Below are 18,804 nucleotides of genomic sequence, written 5' to 3'. Positions count from 1 at the left end.
GTCGTGACCGAGGGAAAGCGAAGTGTCCCAAGGCAGTCCTAGGAGACGTCATGAGCGCATTGAGCAGGAGGAACGTGCTGCGCGGCGGTGTGGTCGCCACGACGGCGGGGGTCGTGGCGCCCGGGCCGGGCGCGGGGGTCGCGGCGGCGGCCCGTGACGGTACGGCCTGTCCTTCGCCGCCCGGACCCGCCATGGTCGGGCGCGGGGATCCACGGTTCCGGTCGCTGGCCTCCCGGGGCTACAACCGCCGGTTCGTGGGCAGCCCGGAGCACGTCTGGGTGGTGGGCACGACCGCGCATGTCGTACGGGCCGTGCAGCAGGCAGTCGACAGCGGCCGGCGGATCACCGTCCGCAGCGGCGGCCACGGCTTCGAGGACTTCGTCGGCGACCCGGCCGTGGAGGTGGTCGTCGACATGTCCGCCATGACGGGTGTCTCCTACGACCCGGGCCGCCGGGCCTTCGCGGTCGAGGCCGGAGCCCTGCTGGGCGAGGTGTACCGGCGGCTGTATCTGGGCTGGGGAGTGACGATCCCGGCCGGCTGGTGCGCCGACGTCGGTGTCGGCGGCCATGTCCTCGGCGGTGGCTACGGTCCGCTGTCGCGGCTGATGGGCCTGTCCGTCGACCATCTGTACGCGGTCGAGGTGGTCGTCGTGGACCGCCGGGGCAGGGCGCGTGCCGTGGTGGCCACCCGCGAACCCTCCGATCCGCACCGGGACTTGTGGTGGGCGCACACGGGCGGTGGGGCGGGCACGTTCGGCATCGTCACCCGCTACTGGTTCCGGACACCCGGCGCCGACGGCGACGACCCGTCCGCTCTGCTGCCCGCTCCGCCGTCGAACGTGCTGAGCTTCTCGGTCTCCTGGGACTGGCAGAAGCTGGACAGGACGTCCTTCGCCCGGCTGGTCCGCAACCACGGGGAGTGGGCCGAGAAGCACAGCGCCCCGGACTCGCCGTACCTCGCCCTCTACAGCGAACTCGCGCTCACCCGCCGCCCCTCGGGAACGGTCCTCATGATCGGGCAGGTGGCAGCGGACTCCGGCGCCGAGCGGATGCTGGACGAGCACCTGGCCGCGATCAACCGGGGCGTGCCGGTCCAGCCCGTGCGCACCGTCCGGAACCAGGCCTGGTTGGCAGCCGCCCTGGCCGGCTCGCCGGGCGACCCCGGCCCCGTCTACCGGCTGAAGGTCAAGTCGGGCTATCTGCGCAGGCGTTTCACCGACCGCCAGATCGAGGCCCTGCACCACCACCTGACCCGGACCGACTACGACCACCCCGGCGGCAGCGTGAGCCTCTACACCCACGGCGGCAAGGTCAACACCGTGGCCCCCGACGCGACGGCGACCCCGCACCGCGAGGCGAGCATCAAGATGTTCTACGTCAACGGCTGGGAGGACCCCGGGACGACGCCCGGCACATCGGCTGGCTGCGCGAGCTCTACGAGGACCTGTACTCCGACACCGGCGGCGCCCCCGCAGCGGCCGACGGCGCGTTCATCAACTACCCGGACACCGACCTGGCCGATCCCGCCCGGAACACCGGCGCTCCCTGGCAGGCCCTGTACTTCGGCGACAACTACCGTCGGCTGCAGCGCGTCAAGGCGAAGTGGGATCCCCGAAACGTCTTCCACCACGCCCTTTCGGTACGCGCGGCGTGAACGTGACTGCCCGATCCTCGGACGCCCTCTTGACGTCGGCCGCGGAGGAGCCGACACTCCAATCAAGTTTCCTAGTGAATTGGTAGGGAAGTATGGGGCGTCCCGAGTCGGTCACCGGCCGAGTGAGCCGTACGCCCCTTCTCACGTCCCGCCGGCACATCGATCTGCTCCGCGTCTGCAGCGCGGTCTGACCCCGAGCCGAGCCCGCGTCCGCCACAGCTTCCGCCACGCGTACGTCCTCAAGCCCGCCCCGGGGAGACTCATGTCCGTCACACCGCTGGCCACCCACTCGCACACACAGCAGCCCGCCCCGGCTTTCCGGGGCCGGATCGGCCGGGACGAGCGCAGCGGCCACTACGCCGTGCCGCGCCGCTACCGCCTCCACCTGACGACCGCCTGCGCGGACGGCCTGCGCATCGCCGTCGCCCACAGCCTGCTGGGCCTCGACGACGTCTGTCCGGCGACTTTCTTGCCCGCGATCCCCGACTGCGCCGACGGCGGGCACGCCGTGCTGCGTCCGCTGTACGACGCCAGCGCCCACCGGTACGGCGGACCTGCCCTCGCGCCGGTCCTCGGCGACGACTGGTCCGGGCGCATCGTGAGCACCCACGCTCCCGACATCACCCGCGACCTGGCCCGGCGCTTCGGCGGCCGTCGCCTGGAGCTGTACCCGCGCGGTGCGGAGTCGGAGATCGAGGCTGTGGAGCGGATGTGCGCACAGGACATCGAGGAAGCCGCACAGGCTGCAGGGGCGGCGGGTGCCGAGCGGGCGGAGCGGGACGAGGCGCTCGGGACGCTGCTGCGTGCACTGGGTGCGCTGGACCGGTGGCTGGACGGTCGCGCGTACCTGATTCGCGATCAGATCACTGCGTCCGACGTCGAGTTGTGGGTCGCTCTGGTCCAACTCGACACCGTCCACCGGCATCACCTGGACGCCGCCGCGGTGCAGCGCGTCGCCGCGCACGCCACCCTGTGGGCCTATGCCCGCCGGCTCGCCGCGCACCCGGCCTTCGGCGCGCATCTCGACCTCGACGCCATCTCCCGGCGCCACCACGCCCGTTGCCGGGGTCTTGAAGACGCCGGAGCGGCCGTCCAGATCCTGGACTGGGCGGCCCACGCGGCGGCCGGCACCGGGGCGCGAGCGCAGGTCGAGCGGCCATGAGCCGGTCCTTCGGTCGCACGTGTGCAACACAGACGTGGCGTGGCGTGGCCTGGCGTGGCGTCGGCGTGGCCGAGAACGTCACCCTCCCCCGAAGGTGGCGTTCCCGGCCACTTTCCCCGGCGCCGGACTGTGGACTCTCCCGTCCGAGCGCGTCAGCCGATCCGTGCCGTCACCAGCACATGACCGCTGTCTCCCCCGAACCCCAGCTGGAGTAGAGGCGCACTCTGACGTGATAGCGGCGGCCCTTGACGAGGCGGGCCCTGACGGTGGCGTTGTCCGGGGTGCCGCCGTCGTCCTGGGCGGTGAGGTACCGGGGTTCGCCGTCCCGTTCCTCGAAGACCACGACGACCGTGTCGCTGTCGCCGAAGGTGCCCACCGTGTACTCGCGGGTCTCCGGCGGCTCCACGACGAAGTCGGCCTGCTCCGCCGGACCCAGCCGCAGCGGCACCGAACGGAACGGCACCAGCTCCCGCGGCCCCGGCGTCTCGGCCGGCGGGTACCAGCGCTGGACGAACTCCCTGTCGGCCTTGGACAGCACTCCCGGCGGGTTCAGGCCCGCGCGGAACTGCTCCGGCTCCAGGATCAGCCCGGCCGAGAAGGGATACTCCATGACCGAGTGCGGGTCCCAGGCGGAACCGTTGACCTCGTTCGGATCGAGCTTGCGCAGGATGTTGAAGAACGTCCTGTCCCGGCTCCAGAAGTTGGGCGGGCCCGCCAGATCGGCGTAGACGGCCTCGTCGTCCCAGTGGATGCCGGCGAACGGGCTCTGGTGCTCGTGCAGCATGCCGAGCGCGTGCCCGATCTCGTGCAGGGCCGTTCCGCGCTCCCCGGGCGCGGTCAGGTCCCAGCCGAAGTTCATGGTGCGTTCGTTGAGGCCGACCCGGAGCGCGTCCTTGCCCACGGTCGCCCAGGAGCCGTCGCCGAGCTGGAACCCGATGCGCAGTTCGGCCTCCGACCGGTCGCCCACCTCCACGAACGACAGCCCGATGCCGAGGCCCTGCCACTCCTGGAAGCACTCGCGCACGACGTCCTGCTGCTCCTTGCTGCCGACCCACGACACGCGCCGGGTCTCGCCGGTCTCCGGATCGGGGATCACGGATCCGTCGGAGTCCCGGTCGAAGAAGCAGTAGTGCAGCACGGTGCCGTTGACCCACATCCGGCGTCCGCCGATGAGCGCACTGAGCCGCTCGGCGGCCAGCCCCGGGGCGAAGGCGGGGGCCGACTGCTGCGCGAGGGAGCAGTAGCGAGCGGTCATGCGGACAGCCTGCCGTCGGCCCGCCGCGGGCGCCTGAGTCGAGGGCTACTCAAGTACCCCTGTATCAAGGGTGAGTCATGGTGCTCCTATTGCCGTGACGAACTTCGAACGTGACGCGAAGACCCTGGAGCTGCCCTGGCCGTTCACCGGCCGGGAGCACGAACTGGAGCTGGTGCGGGGATCCTTGACCGCGGGCCGCCAGGGCCTCGTGATCATGGGTCCGGCGGGCAGCGGCAAGACCCGCCTCGTCACGGAGGCCGTCCGCGGCGCCGACTGCGCCCGGGTTACCGGCACCCCCGGGACCCGCGGGATCCGCTTCGCCGCGTTCGCGCACCTCGTACCGGAGTCGGCCTCCCTGCACGGCGCCTGCCAGCATCTGTCCGGCATACGGCTGCTCCTGGTCGACGACGCTCACCTGCTCGACGACGCCTCCGCCGCCCTCGTCCATCAGCTGGCCGTGCACGGACGCACCCGTCTTCTGGTCGTCACCACCGACGGCGCCCCGGCACCGGGTGCGATCTCCCGGCTGTGGACCGGCGAACTCCTGCCCCGCCTCACCCTGGAGCCGTTGCCCCGCGAGGAGACCGCCCAACTGCTGGCGGCCGGAACGGGCGTGGACGACGGTGGCCTCGAACCTCTCACCGTGAACCGGCTGCACCGCCTGTGCCGGGGCGACCTGCGGCTGCTGCGCGACCTGGTGGGCGCGGTGCGCGAGCGCGGGCTGCTCAGCCGGGTCGTCGACTCGGCTGATCCGGACTCGGACTCCGACGAGTGGGCGTGGCGCGGCCCGGTGCCGGTCACCGCGACGGTGCGCCGGCACACCGCACAGGTCCTCGACCGTGCCTGCCCCGAAGAGCGCGAGATCCTCGAACGCCTGGCCTTCGCCGAGCCGTTGCCCCTGGATCTGGAACCGCATCCCGAACAGGGCCTGGAGCCCGACAGCCTCGATCTTCGCGCCCTGGAGTGCCTGGAGGCCGACTCCCTGATCCACGTCGACGACCAGGGCGCCGTCCGCCTCGCCCACCCCTGCACGGCCCGGTGCTGCGGGCCGCGGCCGGCCGGCTGCGGGCGAGGCGGCTGTCCCGTACGACGAATGGGTGCGAGCCCGCGCTCGACGCCGAGCGCGCCGCACTGACCGGCGCCATCGAGCGGGCGGACGTACGAGCGCTGCCGACGCCGGTGGGGGAGTGGCTGGTCGCCGAGGGCATGCCGGTGCCGGCCGGATACGCGGCGGTGCGCGCCGGGTTCGCGCGGCTGCGCGGCGAGTTGCATGAGGCGGCGGCATGGGCGCGGGAGGGCCTGCGCGGCGACGGTGACGATCCGTCCTGCCGTCTCGAACTCGCCCTCGCCGCAGCGCAGTCGGGCGATCCGACGGCCGCGCACGAGATCCTGGGTGGCCGCCCCCACGGGGTGGGGCGGTCACCCGGCCGACAGCGGCCCACGGACTCGCCGACGGGACCGGCGATGCCTACGACGCCGTCCGCCTCGGCGACCCGGAGCGTGCCGTGGGCCGTCTGACCGGTGTCTTCGCCGAGCATGCCGCCGCGCTCGACCGTGGCGACGGCCCCGCGCTGGACCGGGTGGCCGAGGAGCTGGCGCAGCGCGGCTTCCTGCTGTTCGCGGCCGAGGCGCACGCCCATGCCGTACGGGCCCATCGCGACCCGCGAGCCGCCCGCATCGCACGCACGCGTGCCGTCGCCCTGGCCCGCCGCTGCCAGGGCGCCCGCACCCCGGCCCTGTCCGGCCTGGTCCTCGGCGAACTGACCACCCGGCAGCGCCAGATCGTCACGCTCGCGGCCACGGGCCTGAGCAACCGCCAGATCGCCGAGAAGCTGACTCTCTCCGTCCGCACGGTCGGCAACCACCTCTACAGCGCCTACGCCCGCCTGGGCGCCAGCGACCGAGGCGCCCTGCCGTGGCTGGTGGAACTGCCGGACGCGCAGCCGGCGTGAGGGAGCTGTTCAGGCCGTACCAGGATCAGGACGTACCCGTGGTCAGGCCGCGCCGAACGCCGAGAACGCCCACCCCGTCGCCTGATGCAGTGCGTCCCCCGGCAGGGCCGCCCGCGCGTCGCGCAGGGCCTCCGCCAGGGAGAGGCCCTGGCTCAGCCCCTTGTGCAGGGCGAGCATCAGCGGCACCACCGCAGCGTCGTTGACCGGCGCGCTGCTCGCCACCACGCCCGCCGTGCCCAGCGGCAGCAGGGCGGTGACCAGGCCGAGCAGTTCGTCGGCGCCGACGGAGGCGAAGCGGGCGGTGTCGCAGCACGACAGGATGATCCGGTACGGGCTGCGGTCCAGGCGCTCGAAGTCATGGACGATGAGCGGCCCGTCGGCCATCCGCAGGTCCGAGAAGAGCGGGCTGTCCGCGCGGAACGTGCCGTGCGCCGCGATATGCGCCAGCTCGGCGCCGTCGAGTTCCTCGAGGACACGCGGCACGCGCGCGTCCGCGTACTCCAGGACGACCGATCCGCCGTACCGGCCGGCCAGGTGCGGCACCTCCGCGCCACCGGTCGCCAGCCCCGGCCCGCGCACCAGCACATGCCGACCGCCGGGCGGCGGCTCGGTCTCCCGGGCGCGCAGCCAGCTGCTCGCCGACGGCGATACGTTGAGGACCCGCTCCCGCAGCGACGGCAGCAGCGCCCACGGCACACGGTGCAGCCGGGCCGGCGGTACGACCACCACGGGGCCGTCGCCCAGATGGGCCGCGGCCGGACCGAGCAGCAGCTCCTCCAGGCGCCGCCCCGCGACCTCCACCACCGCGAGCCGCCCCTCGGCACCCGGGTGGGCCAGCCGCCGCAGCCCGGCCTGGACGTGCTCGGCCTCCCGCTCCGCATCGGCCAGCAGCCCGGCCTCGTACCGGCGCACCCGTCCCTGCCCGCACAGCAGCACCTGAACCCGCCCGTCCAGCACGGCGAGTTCGGCCAGCCGTACGTCGTCGCCCAGCCGTGCCAGCAGCCGGCCCGGGTCGAAGCGGTAGCCGTCGCCGGGTGCGTCGCCGCGCATGTGCAGGGTCCGGGAGCGTATCTCCCGCTCCAGGCGCCGCTGTTCGCGTTCCAGGGCCGGAACGGGACGTGCCTCCATCCGGGCGGCCTCCGCGCGGGCCGCGATCTCCCGGAACGCCGTCAGGTTGCTCTGCAGCTCCGGGTCCGCGGGCGGCCGCGTCGGCGGCGTCGACAGCGCGGTAGCCCGCCAGCGCTCGCTCCACACCAGCAGCCGGCGTGGACTGCCCGAGACGAGACTGGCCTGCTGGGCCAGTGCGGCGAGCTCCGCACCCTGCTCGGTGGCGCGGGCCCGCAGCTCCGAGGCGCCCAGCGTCATCCGGTGGGCATCGAGCACGTCCAGGCCGCGCCGACAGGCCTCCAGGACGCCGCGACCCGACTCGGCCGCCTGGGCCCGCAGCGCCTGCGCCGCCCAGCCCGTCATCCGCGTCAGCGGCGGCCCGCTGTGCCTGCTGCGGGCGGCGACCGCCAGATGCTGCTCGGCGTCGGCCCGCCAGCCCAGACCGAGCGCGATCCGGCCGGCGAGCAGCGAGGCCGCCGGCGCGGCTGGCGCGCCGAAGGAGGCCAGCCGTTCGGCGACCGCCGCCGTGTCGGCCACCAGCCGCCCCGAACTGCGCCCGGCGGCCACCCGCGCCTCGATCAGCACCAGCCGGGCATGCGTCTCCCACCAGCCGCGCCGCTGCCCCGCGAACAGCCGTACGGCCATGTCGGCGCGCGCGATCGCGGTGTGCGCCTCGCCCGCCAGCCGGGCGGCACGCGCGGCGGCCAGCAGCAGCTCGGCCTTGCGGGTGGACTGGCCGCCGATGCCGTCGAGCACGGCGATCGCCGAGTCGGCCTCGGTCAGCGCCTCCGGGCCAGCCCGGCGGCCATCAGCACCTCGCAGCGGCGGATGTTGAGCATGAAGGTCGGCGTGCCGAGCTTGGCGTACCGCTCCTCGGCCTCGTCGAGCAGCCGCAGCGCGGCCGGGATGTCGCCCGCCCGGAACGCCGCGAGGCCCCGGCTCTCCACCGCGTCGGCCTTGTCATGCTCCTGGCCCGTGGTGTCCCACAGCGCCTCGGCCGCCGTGAAGTCGGCGTCCGCCCGGTCCACCGCGCCGACCGCCAGATGCACGGTCGCACGCAGGGTCAGCGCCCGCGCCGTCCAGATGACGTCTTCCATCTGCCGCAGCACGGGTATCGCCTTGCGTACGTCCTCCAGGGCCTCCCGGTGATGGCCCAGCACCCAGCGGGCGTAGGCCCGGCGGAACAGCACGCGTGCGCGTGTGTGCCCGCTGCCGCGCGCGACGCCGCGCTCCAGCGCGGCCAGCCCCTGCTGAGTGCGCCCCGCGTGCACCAGCGCGACCCCGAGCGCGGCCAGGACGTCCGCCTCCCGGTCGGCCGACTCCGCGCGTGCCGCGAGGTCCCGGGCACGCCGCAGGTGGTACAGGGCGATGCGCATGTCGCCCCAGTCCCGCTGCCAGATGCCGATCACCTGGTGGGCGACGGAGGCGTGCAACGGCGTCGGATCGGCGTCGAGCACCCCTTCCGCCCTCGCCAGCGCGTCGTTCGGGGCGGCGAACACCATCGGCAGCAGTTCGAGAACCGATTCGCTTCCCGCTGTCACTCCACGGATGGTAGTTGCCCCAGGACCGTGCCACACAGGTTTGGCGCTGTATCAATCAGTGACCGCACGGCTCTGATTGACGACCGTCGCCTCAGTGGGAGGACACGCCATGGCACCACAGCGATTCCACGAGCAGTTCGAGCAGATCCAAGGCTCCATGCCCGACGTCCCCCTCGCGATGGGACCGGACGACTCCGCCGAGTTCATCTACGAGAAGGGCTATGTGCTGGTCCGCGACGGCGAGGACGCCCGCCTCGTCGAGGACACCGTACGCGCGCACTTCACCGCCGAGCCCGACCTCGTGCAGGACAACGTGCGGCGCGTGAGCCCGCAGACCAACCGCTCGGGCATCACCCGCATCCAGGTCGGCGACCCCGGCGAGGGCGACCGCGCCGGCGACCGCCCCGTCGCGCACGCCCTGCGCGCCCTGCGTGAGACGGAGGGCCGGGCCCGACGCCGCCTGGTCAGCCGCAACCACCTGGTGTCGATCGCGGTCAACTCCTGCCCCGGCGACGAGCCCGTGCCCGTCCCGGCCACCGAGCAGCTCAACCCCGCCGTGGCCGAGGGCGCCCACGACCCGGACACCGCCGTCGGCGTCCTCGTCATCGACACCGGCCTCATGAACGACTTCCGGTCCTCCCCGCTGCTCGCCCACACCGACGGCGACGCGCAGCTCAAGGAGTGCGACGACGACGGCGTCCTCCAGCAGTACGTCGGCCACGGCACGTTCATCGCGGGGCTCGTCGCCGCCGTCGCGCCGAACACGAACGTCACGGTGCGAAACTCCCTCAACGACGCGGGCGCCATCCTGGAGTCCGAGTTCGGCGAGAAGCTCTTCGAGGCCGTCGACGCCGGCGGCTGGCCCGACATCCTCAGCCTCTCCGCAGGCACCTCCAACGGCCGCACCGACGGCCTGCTCGGCGTCGAGGCCTTCATGCGGGAACTGCGCGGACAGCGCACCCTGCTCGTCGCCGCGGCCGGCAACAACGGCAGCGCCACGCCGTTTTGGCCCGCCGCCTACGCCGACCTGCCCGACTACCAGGACACCGTGCTGTCCGTCGGCGCACTGCGCGGCGACGGCGAGTTCGGCGCCTGCTTCAGCAACCACGGCCCCTGGGTCAAGGTGTACGCCCCCGGCGAGCGCCTCACCAGCGTCCTGACCGGCTTCGACACACCCGTGCCGTACGTGTACCAGCACTCCACCTACGACGCCTGCCGGTACGGCTTCGGCTACTCCTGCTCCTGCGTCTCCCCGCGCCACACCGGCCTGTTGAGCGAGACGGGCGGGAGCAGCGGCACCAAGCCCGACCAGGTGATGTTCGAGGGGTTCGCGCACTGGAGCGGCACCTCGTTCGCCACTCCCGTCGTCGCCGCGATGATCGCCGGCCACATGAGCACGCAGCAGGAGAACGACCCGCGGGTCGCCCGGTACAAGATGCTCGCGGCGAACACCGGGTTCGCGGAGGTACGGGGGGCGCATGTACCCGCGCTTCACCCCCCGACCTGGCGTCCTGTCCCCGTCGCACCACCGGCTCCTCGCTCATGAGGGTCGGAACCGCCCCCTCCGCGGCGTACGATGACTTGCCGTACACGAGGGGTGGGGCTGTGGACCGTGCAGATGTCGGTGCGTTGGTCCAGTCCGCCGTCGACGGCGACGCGGCGGCCTGGAAGGCGCTCGTGGAGGGAATGAGCCCACTGGTGTGGTCCGTCGTGCGCGCGCACCGGCTCAATGACGCCGACGCCCATGAGGTGTACCAGACGGTGTGGTTCCGTTTCGCCCAGCACCTCGGGCGCATCCGTGAACCCGAGAAGGCCGGGTCCTGGCTCGCGAGCACCGCACGGCACGAGTGCCTGAAGGTGCTCAAGAGCTTAAGGCGGCTGACCGTGACGAGCGATCCGCAGCTGCTGGACCGGGTCAGCGAGGAACGTACGCCCGAACAGTCGCTCCTGGACTCCGAGGAGGCCGCCGCCGAGTCCGAGCGCATCCGCTGGATGTGGCAGGAGTTCGAGGAACTGGGCGACCGCTGCCGCCAGTTGCTGCGGGTGCTGATTGCCTCGCCGCCGCCCAGCTACCAGGAGGTGTCCGCGGCACTGGGCATCGCCGTGGGCAGCATCGGGCCGCTGCGCCAGCGCTGTCTGCGCCGGCTCCGGGCCCGACTCGACGCACGGGGAGCGCTGTGAACGACGACATGCACGACGAAGCGACCGGCGAGGAGCCCGTCGACCACAACGGCTCCGGCGACGACGGGTTCGACATCGAACTGCTGGAGGAGGAACTCCGGCAGGCCGCCGCCATCCTGGACCCCGTGCCGGCCCATCTGCGGCAGCTCGCCGTCGAGGCCTTCGCACTGCACGATCTCGACGCCCGTATCGCCGAGTTGACCTTCGACTCGGTGGTGGACGCCATTCCGGTCAGGGGGGCCACGGACGTACCGCGGATGCTGACCTTCCGCGCGGGCGAGGTCACCGTCGACGTGGAGGTGACCGCGCAGGGGCTGATGGGGCAGGTGCTCCCGCCTCAGCAGGCACGGATCGAGGTGCTGGGCGGCCCGCAGACGGCCACCCCGGTGGTGGCCGACGACATGGGCCGCTTCACCAGCGACGCACCGCCGCACGGCCCCTTCGCGCTGCGGCTGCGGACGGGCGCGGAGGTCGTGGTCACGGAGTGGCTGCGAGCCTGAGCGACCGGGTCAGCGAGCGGCGGTGTCCACCAGCGCCGCCAGCGCCGCCGAGAGCCGGGTGAGCCCCGCACCTGCGGGGCCGCCCGGCTCGGTCATGTACGTGTCCCGCCGGATCTCGATCATCAGCGCGCCGACCCGGGGCTCACTGCCGTAGAACTCCAGCGGTACGTACGTACCGCTGAACGGACTGTCCAGCCCTGTCTCCCCGCACGGCGCGAACGCATCCCGGGCGGCGGCAAGCAGCTCCGGCGGCGTGTGGAAGGAGTCGGTGCCCAGGCAGACCGGCGGTCGCGGGCCCTCGCCGTGCAGTTCGTAGGGGAGGCGGGCGGCCGGATAGGAATGCACGTCGATGATCACGGCCCGCCCGGTGGCGGCGAGGCGGTCGGATACGGCGGCCGTCATGGCCTTCGCGTACGGCCGGAAGTACCGCTCGACGAGCGGTTCCGGGTCCGTGTCGGCCGGCCGCAGATCCGCGAGATGCGAGGTCCGCGTGTAGACGGCACCCATGCCCACGGCGAGCATCTCCTCCCGCTCGTCCGGGAACCGCTCCGGATCGACGACCAGCCGGGACAGCCGGTTGACGAACCGCCAGGGCGTGAGCGACGCCCGCTCGGCCGCCGCCTCGGCGAGCTCCGCGGTGTGTGCGTCGGTGATGTGGTCGAGTTCGCGCTCCAGCGCCCGGTCGTCCAGCACGATCGAAGCCCGCGCGTCGGCCGGGATCCGCCGGGCGGAGTGCGGTACGTGCAGGATCACGGGGGAGCCGGCGGCGCCGGGCAGCAGCTCGTAGGAAGCAGGCATGGGGCCTCTCCAGGCGTTCTGGTCAGGGGCGGGCGGGTGGTGCGCCGCGGCGGGGGGCAGCGAGACGTGCTGCACCTTCACGTCGCCGAGGGAGTGACGGCAGTCGTACGCCGGTTGCGTGTCCACGAGCAGGAGGTACGTGATCGTCGTGCCGCGGCCGATGAGACCGGGGCCGATGCGATGGTCAACGACATCGGACATGACTCCGCCCCGGCCGGGCGGTGCACCGGTCGGGGCGGAGACGGCAGGGCCCTCAGGCCCGATGGGTCAGCTCAGCGAGGCGAGCGCCTCGTTCCAGGTGGCCGACGGGCGCATGACCGCGGCGGCCTTGGCCGGGTCGGGCTGGTAGTAGCCGCCGATCTCGGCCGGCTTGCCCTGGACGGCGTTCAGCTCCTCGACGATCTTCTGCTCGCCCGCGGTGAGCGTCTCGGCGAGCGGGGCGAAGGCCTTCGCCAGGTCCGCGTCGTCGGTCTGCCTGGCCAGCTCCTGCGCCCAGTACAGGGACAGGTAGAAGTGGCTGCCGCGGTTGTCGATGCCGCCGACGCGACGGGTCGGGGACTTGTCCTCGTTGAGGAAGGTCGCCGTGGCGCGGTCGAGCGTGTCGGCGAGGACCTGGGCGCGGGTGTTGCCGGTGGCCGTCGCGAACTGCTCCAGGGACGGCACCAGCGCGAAGAACTCACCGAGGGAGTCCCAGCGCAGGTAGTTTTCCTTGACCAACTGCTGGACGTGCTTCGGCGCGGAGCCGCCGGCGCCCGTCTCGAACAGGCCGCCGCCCGCCATCAGCGGGACGACCGACAGCATCTTGGCGCTGGTGCCCAGCTCCAGGATGGGGAAGAGGTCCGTGAGGTAGTCACGCAGGACGTTGCCCGTCACCGAGATGGTGTTCTCGCCGCGGCGGATCCGCTCCACCGACAGCTTGGTGGCGTCGACCGGGGCGAGGATGCGGATGTCCAGGCCCTCGGTGTCGTGCTCCGGCAGGTACGCGTTGATCTTGGCGATCAGATTGGCGTCGTGCGCGCGGGTCTCGTCCAGCCAGAAGACGGCCGGGTCGCCGGTGGCGCGGGCGCGGGTGACGGCCAGCTTCACCCAGTCCTTGATCGGGGCGTCCTTGGTCTGGCAGGCGCGGAAGATGTCGCCGGCGGAGACCGCCTGCTCGATCACGACGTTGCCGGCCTGGTCGACCAGGCGGATCGTGCCCGCGGCCTTGGCCTCGAAGGTCTTGTCGTGCGAGCCGTACTCCTCGGCCTTCTGCGCCATCAGGCCGACGTTCGGGACGGAGCCCATCGTCGACGGGTCGTAGGCGCCGTTCGCACGGCAGTCGTCGATCACGACCTGGTAGACGCCGGCGTAGGAGGAGTCCGGCAGCACGGCCAGGGTGTCGGCCTCCTGCCCGTCCGGGCCCCACATGTGGCCGGAGGTGCGGATCATGGCCGGCATCGAGGCGTCGACGATCACGTCGGACGGCACGTGCAGGTTGGTGATGCCCTTGTCGGAGTCGACCATGGCCAGCTCCGGGCCCTCGGCGATCTCCGCCTCGAAGGACGCCTGGATCTCGGCGCCGTTCGGCAGCGCGCCCAGGCCCTTGAGGATGCCGCCCAGACCGTCGTTCGGGGACAGACCGGCGGCGGCGAGGGCGGCGCCGTACTGCTCGAAGGTCTTCGGGAAGAAGGCGCGGACCACGTGGCCGAAGACGATCGGGTCGGAGACCTTCATCATCGTGGCCTTGAGGTGCACGGAGAACAGCACGCCCTGGGCCTTGGCCTCCGCGATCTGCGCGGTGAGGAACTCGCGCAGCCTGGCCACGTGCATCACGGAGGCGTCGACGACCTCACCGGCGAGAACCGGTACGGACTCGCGCAGGACGGTGGTCGTGCCGTCCTCGGCGACGTGCTCGATCCGCAGCGCGCCGGCCTCGGAGATCACGACGGACTTCTCGGTGGAGCGGAAGTCGTGCCGGCCCATGGTCGCCACGTTCGTCTTGGACTCGGCGGACCAGGCGCCCATGCGGTGCGGGTGGGCCTTGGCGTAGTTCTTGACCGAGGCGGGGGCACGCCGGTCGGAGTTGCCCTCACGCAGGACCGGGTTCACGGCGGAGCCCTTGACCTTGTCGTAGCGGGCCTGGATCTCCCGCTCCTCGTCGGTCTTCGGGTCGTCCGGGTAGTTCGGCAGCGCGTAGCCCTGGCCCTGGAGCTCGGCGATCGCGGCCTTGAGCTGCGGGATCGACGCCGAGATGTTCGGCAGCTTGATGATGTTGGCCGCGGGCGTCTTGGCGAGCTCACCGAGCTCGGCCAGGGCGTCCGGGATGCGCTGGTCCTCGGTCAGGTGCTCCGGGAACACCGCGATGATGCGGCCGGCCAGCGAGATGTCCCGCGTCTCCACGGCGACACCCGCCTGCGAGGCGTAGGCCTGGACCACCGGCAGGAACGAATACGTCGCCAGGGCGGGGGCCTCGTCAGTGTGCGTATAGATGATGGTCGAGTCAGTCACCGGGTGCTCCGCTCCACGTCTGCAACATTGCTCGACATCAAGATATCTCGTGATCGATCGATCATCGACAGGGGTCCGCACACAGCCGCGGGAAGTTTGCCGGCATCTCGGATCCGCGCAAACGGATGTACCGCCTCCGTGCAACCGGATCGCCTGATCGCAGAGTCATGTAAGGCGATCACCACCGATCCGGCGGCCGGCCCTGACCATCCGGCCGCCCGAGCGAAAGCGGACCATGAGATATCGCAGCAGAGTGACGGCCCCCGCGGCCGCCCTGATCGGCACGGCAGCGGCCCTGACCGCCGCCCCCTCCGCCCACGCGACGCCGGCACGGACGGGGACGTCGGCCGCCAGGACCTCCGGCAGCCCGGGCCCCGAGACCCTCGGTGACCCCGTCTACCCGGCCCTCGGCAACGACGGCTACCGCGTCGCCGCCTACCACCTCGACTTCTCCTACGACGTCACGACCCGCCTGGTCGACGCCACCGCGACCCTGAAGATCCGCACCACCCAGGCGCTGAGCCGCTTCTCCCTCGACTCCCTCGGCCTCGACATCCGCTCCGTCCGCGTCGACGGCCGCAAGGCGGCCTTCGAGCAGGTCGACGAGAAGCTGCGCATCACGCCCGCCCGGACCCTGCCGGCCAAGTGCCGGGTCACCGTCTGCGTCGAGTACTCGGCGGACCCGCGCCGAATTCCGCAGCCGCACACCGGCTGGGTCGACACGCCCGACGGGTTCGCCGTGTGCTGCCAGCCGAACTTGGCCCACACCGTCTTTCCCTGCAACGACCACCCGTCCGACAAGGCCGACTTCTCCTTCCGCCTCACCGTGCCGAACGGGCTGCGCGGCGTGGCGACCGGCCTGCTCGTGCGCACCGAGCGGGCGGGCGGCGACCGTACGGCGTACACGTACCGCTCCCGCGAGCCCATGGCCACGGAGCTGATCCAGATCACGGTCGGCGACTACGTGGTGAAGGACCGGCAGGGACCGCACGGCCTCCCGCTGAGGGACATCGTTCCGACCGCACGGGCCGCGGCGCTCGAACCGGCGCTCGCGCTGACGCCGGGGATCGTGGCATGGCTGGAGGCGCGGCTCGGGGCGTACCCCTTCGAGACGTACGGACTGCTGCCCTGCAACTCCGACCACCCGAACGCCTTCGACTTCACGGGCCTGGAGACCCAGACCCTCACCCTCTACAAGCCGAACTTCCTGCTCCAGGAGGAGCCGAAGATCGGCTCGCACATGATGCACGAGCTGGTCCACTCCTACTTCGGCAACAGCGTCAGCCCCGCCACCTGGGCCGACCTGTGGATCAACGAGGGCCACGCGGACTTCTACGGGCTGCTGTACCGCTACGAGCGCGGCTGGCCGGACTCCCTGGGCCTGACCACCATGGAAGCCCGGATGAAGGACACCTACGCGAAGGGCGACCAGTGGCGCCACGACTCGGGGCCGGTCGCGGCGCCGAACGCGGTGAACCTGTTCGACAGCCAGCGCTACCTGGGCGGCGTCCTGGTCCTGTACGCGCTGCGCAACCTCGTCGGCGAGCAGGCCTTCAACGCCCTTGAGCGGACCTTCCTCGACCGGTACCGCAACTCGTCGGCGTCGACGGACGACTACATAGCCGTCGCCTCCGAGGTCTCCGGTCAGGATGTGTCCGGATTCCTGCGGGACTGGCTGTACGGCACGAAGACGCCGCGGATGCCGGGGCACCCGGACTGGACGGTCACCCCCGTGAACCCGTCCCTCGCCGCCCCGCACAGCCGCAAGGGCAGCCGGTCCCACGACAACTCGGCCACCCTCTAGGCACGTCCGAGCAGTCAGTCGAGGCGGACGGGGGCCACCTCGTCCGCCTCTCCGGGCAGGCGCGGATGCGGTATCGACTGCTGCGGGATCGACACCGTCCCCTGCTGGATGGCGACCGTCCGTGTGGGCGCCGGAATGCGGATGCCCTCCGCGCGGTAGCGCTTGTGCAGGCGCTTGATGAACTCGTGCTTGATCCGGTACTGGTCGCTGAACTCGCCGACGCCCAGGGTGACCGTGAAGCCGATCCGGGAGTCGCCGAAGGTGTGGAAGCGGACGATCGGCTCGTGGTCCGGGAGGGCGCCCTCGACCTCGGCCATCACTTCGGCGATGACTTCGTTGGTCACCCGCTCGACATGGTCCAGGTCGCTGTCGTAGGCGACGCCGACCTGCAGCAGGATCGTCAACTCCTGCTCGGGACGCATGAAGTTGGTCATGTTCGTCTTCGCGAGCTCCCCGTTGGGGATGACGATCAGGTTGTTGGAGAGCGCGCGTACGGTCGTCTGGCGCCAGTTGATGTCCTCGACGTAGCCCTCCTCGCCGCTGCTCAGCCGGATGTAGTCACCGGGCTGGACGGTCTTGGAGGCGAGGATGTGGATGCCCGCGAAGAGGTTGGCGAGCGTGTCCTGCAGGGCCAGCGCGACCGCCAGGCCGCCGACGCCCAGGGCGGTGAGCATGGGCGCAATGGAGATGCCCAGGGTCTGCAGCACCACCAGGAAGCCGATGGCCAGGATCAGGACCCGGGTGATGTTGACGAAGATCGTGGCCGAGCCGGCGACGCCGGGGCGGGACTGGGTGACCGTCCGCATCAGCCCGGCGATCCCGCGGGCCACCGACAGCGTCACGACGAAGATGAGCAGCACGGTCAGGATCTGGTTGACGTTGTGCTGGACGGTCTTCGTCAGCGGCAGCGCGGCGCCCGCGGAGGCCGCGCCGCCGAGGAACGCCGCCCACGGCACCACGGTGCGCAGCGTGTCCACGATGAGGTCGTCGCCGCTCCAGCGGGTGCGGTCGGCGTGCTTGCCCAGCCAGCGCAGCAGGATCCGCAGCAGGAAGGCCGCGAGCAGCCCCGCCGCCAGCGCGATCCCGGCGATCACCAGGTCGTCCACCGTGAGTGCTCGCGTCACCGGTCACCCCCAGGGAGAAAAGCTGCGGCGAACCCCTTCGCCGACGGCCGGATGTGAAGTCTCGTCACGTTGTCACCTGCTCGATTCCGCGATGTGCCGTCGCGCCGACCACCCCGTCCCCCGAGACCGGCACGAGGGCTCATCCTGCCGTATCGGGTACACGTGTTCGCACCAGGAGCGTCGGCCGGACGGCCTCATCAGCCGCTTTCGGGCATTCTCCCTCGTACTTCCGGTACCCCGAGGGCGGAACGGCCGCCTCCGGAGGCGCGCTTGATGCGCGAGCGCCGCTCGGGGGGCGCTGTACGCCGCGCACGCTCCCGCAGTGACGGGGTGCGGGACGCGGGACGCCCCAGCGGTGAACCCGCGTCACATGTCCGAGAACGACCCGTGCCGCCCCGCACCGGAGGCGAAGCGGGAGGCGCCCTCCAGACTCTCCGCCAACACGCCCATGCCGTGCCGGAGTTCGGCGCGCATCGCAGCCGGCTCGGCCAGTCCCTCCTGGTCGAGCACGGAGGCGCGGTCGGCGCGCAGGCACGCCTGCGGGAACCGGGCGACCGTGGCGGCCAGCTCCTCGGCCTCGGCGCGGGCACGTCCGCTCGGCACGACACGGTTGGCGAGCCCCATCCCGTACGCCTCGTCCGCCGGCACCGGACGTCCGGTCAGGATCATGTCCATGGCGCGGCTGGTGCCGATCAGCCGGGGCAGCCGTACCGTGCCGCCGTCGATCAGCGGCACGCCCCAGCGGCGGCAGAACACCCCGAAGACGGCGTCCTCCTCGGCGACCCGCAGATCGCACCACAACGCCAGCTCAAGACCTCCCGCCACGGCATGCCCGGCGACCGCGGCGATCACCGGCTTGGACAGCCGCAGCCGGGTCGGCCCCATCGGGCCGTCACCGTCCTGCGTGACCTCGTTGCCCCGCCCGCTGCCGAGCGCCTTGAGGTCGGCGCCCGCGCAGAACGTGCCACCCTCGCCCCACAGCACCGCCACCCGCGCCTCGTCGTCGGCGTCGAACTCCCGGAAGGCGTCGGCGAGATCGGCGGCCGTGGGCCCGTCGACCGCGTTGCGGACCTCCGGTCGGGAGAGGACGACGGTGGTGACGTGCCCTTGGCGCTCGACGCGGACCGGCATGGCGGGGGTCCTTTCCGTGGGTCGGACCCCGTACGTTACTGACTGGTCACATGACCTTCCACGAACCATTCGGTCAGATGACCGGGATCGGACGGCCGGGATCAGGTG

11 protein-coding genes and 3 pseudogenes are annotated in these 18,804 nt (G+C 72.1%); 8 read left to right on the top strand and 6 right to left on the bottom strand.

Features of this window, described 5'->3' with window-relative positions; translation table 11 throughout:
* Positions 1–50: 50 nt before the first annotated feature.
* From OHO27_RS05105 to OHO27_RS05090, 3 genes and pseudogenes are all read left to right on the top strand, one after another.
* Positions 51–590 (top strand): annotated as a pseudogene (locus OHO27_RS05105) (FAD-binding oxidoreductase); the annotation flags it as partial.
* Complete coding sequence (locus OHO27_RS05100; protein WP_328430350.1) at positions 542–1,654, top strand: BBE domain-containing protein; 1,113 nt, start codon at positions 542–544, stop codon at positions 1,652–1,654. The pseudogene OHO27_RS05105 and the gene OHO27_RS05100, both read left to right, overlap by 49 nt.
* A 262-nt stretch (positions 1,655–1,916) precedes the next feature.
* Complete coding sequence (locus tag OHO27_RS05090) at positions 1,917–2,816, top strand: glutathione S-transferase family protein (protein WP_328430348.1); 900 nt, start codon at positions 1,917–1,919, stop codon at positions 2,814–2,816.
* Between the two features lie 169 nt (positions 2,817–2,985).
* Here the strand turns inward: OHO27_RS05090 and absR1 are convergent, their stop codons facing one another.
* The gene (gene absR1, locus OHO27_RS05085) at positions 2,986–4,071 is read right to left on the bottom strand and encodes a beta-glucuronidase AbsR1 (RefSeq protein ID WP_328420690.1); all 1,086 of its coding nucleotides are present in this window, start codon (positions 4,069–4,071) and stop codon (positions 2,986–2,988) included.
* Positions 4,072–4,165: 94 nt separating this feature from the next.
* On the opposite strand from absR1, the pseudogene OHO27_RS05080 reads away from it, so the two are divergent.
* Positions 4,166–6,023: pseudogene (locus OHO27_RS05080) on the top strand (LuxR family transcriptional regulator AbsR2).
* 42 nt (positions 6,024–6,065) lie between these two features.
* On the opposite strand, the pseudogene OHO27_RS05075 reads toward OHO27_RS05080, so the two are convergent.
* A pseudogene (locus tag OHO27_RS05075) lies at positions 6,066–8,632 on the bottom strand (CHAT domain-containing protein).
* Between the two features lie 148 nt (positions 8,633–8,780).
* Between OHO27_RS05075 and OHO27_RS05070 the strand changes: the two are divergent.
* From OHO27_RS05070 to OHO27_RS05060, 3 genes are read left to right on the top strand one after another with little or no spacing between them, the layout of a single operon-like run.
* Entirely contained in the window at positions 8,781–10,217 is a 1,437-nt protein-coding gene (locus tag OHO27_RS05070; protein WP_328420688.1) for a S8/S53 family peptidase, read from the top strand.
* A gap of 59 nt (positions 10,218–10,276) precedes the next feature.
* On the top strand, positions 10,277–10,852 hold the full coding sequence (locus OHO27_RS05065; protein WP_328420686.1) for an RNA polymerase sigma factor: 576 nt from the start codon (positions 10,277–10,279) through the stop codon (positions 10,850–10,852).
* An 8-nt stretch (positions 10,853–10,860) separates the two neighbouring features.
* A complete protein-coding gene (locus OHO27_RS05060; protein ID WP_328430347.1) occupies positions 10,861–11,352 on the top strand; it encodes a hypothetical protein in 492 nt (163 codons plus the stop codon).
* A 9-nt stretch (positions 11,353–11,361) separates the two neighbouring features.
* Here the strand turns inward: OHO27_RS05060 and OHO27_RS05055 are convergent, their stop codons facing one another.
* Positions 11,362–12,150, bottom strand: a complete 789-nt coding sequence (locus OHO27_RS05055; protein WP_328430346.1) for an N-formylglutamate amidohydrolase — start codon at positions 12,148–12,150, stop codon at positions 11,362–11,364.
* Positions 12,151–12,417: 267 nt separating this feature from the next.
* Positions 12,418–14,637 (bottom strand): NADP-dependent isocitrate dehydrogenase, encoded by a 2,220-nt coding sequence (locus tag OHO27_RS05050; protein ID WP_328420684.1) that lies wholly within the window; start codon positions 14,635–14,637, stop codon positions 12,418–12,420.
* A 235-nt stretch (positions 14,638–14,872) separates the two neighbouring features.
* Between OHO27_RS05050 and OHO27_RS05045 the strand changes: the two genes are divergently transcribed.
* On the top strand, positions 14,873–16,441 hold the full coding sequence (locus OHO27_RS05045; protein WP_328420682.1) for a M1 family metallopeptidase: 1,569 nt from the start codon (positions 14,873–14,875) through the stop codon (positions 16,439–16,441).
* A gap of 14 nt (positions 16,442–16,455) precedes the next feature.
* On the opposite strand, the gene OHO27_RS05040 is transcribed toward OHO27_RS05045, so the two are convergent.
* Together OHO27_RS05040 and OHO27_RS05035 are read right to left on the bottom strand one after the other, a co-directional pair.
* A complete protein-coding gene (locus OHO27_RS05040; RefSeq protein WP_328420680.1) occupies positions 16,456–17,565 on the bottom strand; it encodes a mechanosensitive ion channel family protein in 1,110 nt (369 codons plus the stop codon).
* A 366-nt stretch (positions 17,566–17,931) separates the two neighbouring features.
* Positions 17,932–18,696 (bottom strand): crotonase/enoyl-CoA hydratase family protein, encoded by a 765-nt coding sequence (locus OHO27_RS05035; RefSeq protein WP_328420678.1) that lies wholly within the window; start codon positions 18,694–18,696, stop codon positions 17,932–17,934.
* Positions 18,697–18,804 lie beyond the last annotated feature (108 nt).

The organism is Streptomyces sp. NBC_00443 (genome assembly GCF_036014175.1).
Classification (GTDB): Bacteria; Actinomycetota; Actinomycetes; order Streptomycetales; family Streptomycetaceae; genus Streptomyces.
Note: the sequence above shows the minus strand (reverse complement) of the source record. Positions and strands in the feature narration are given on the sequence as shown.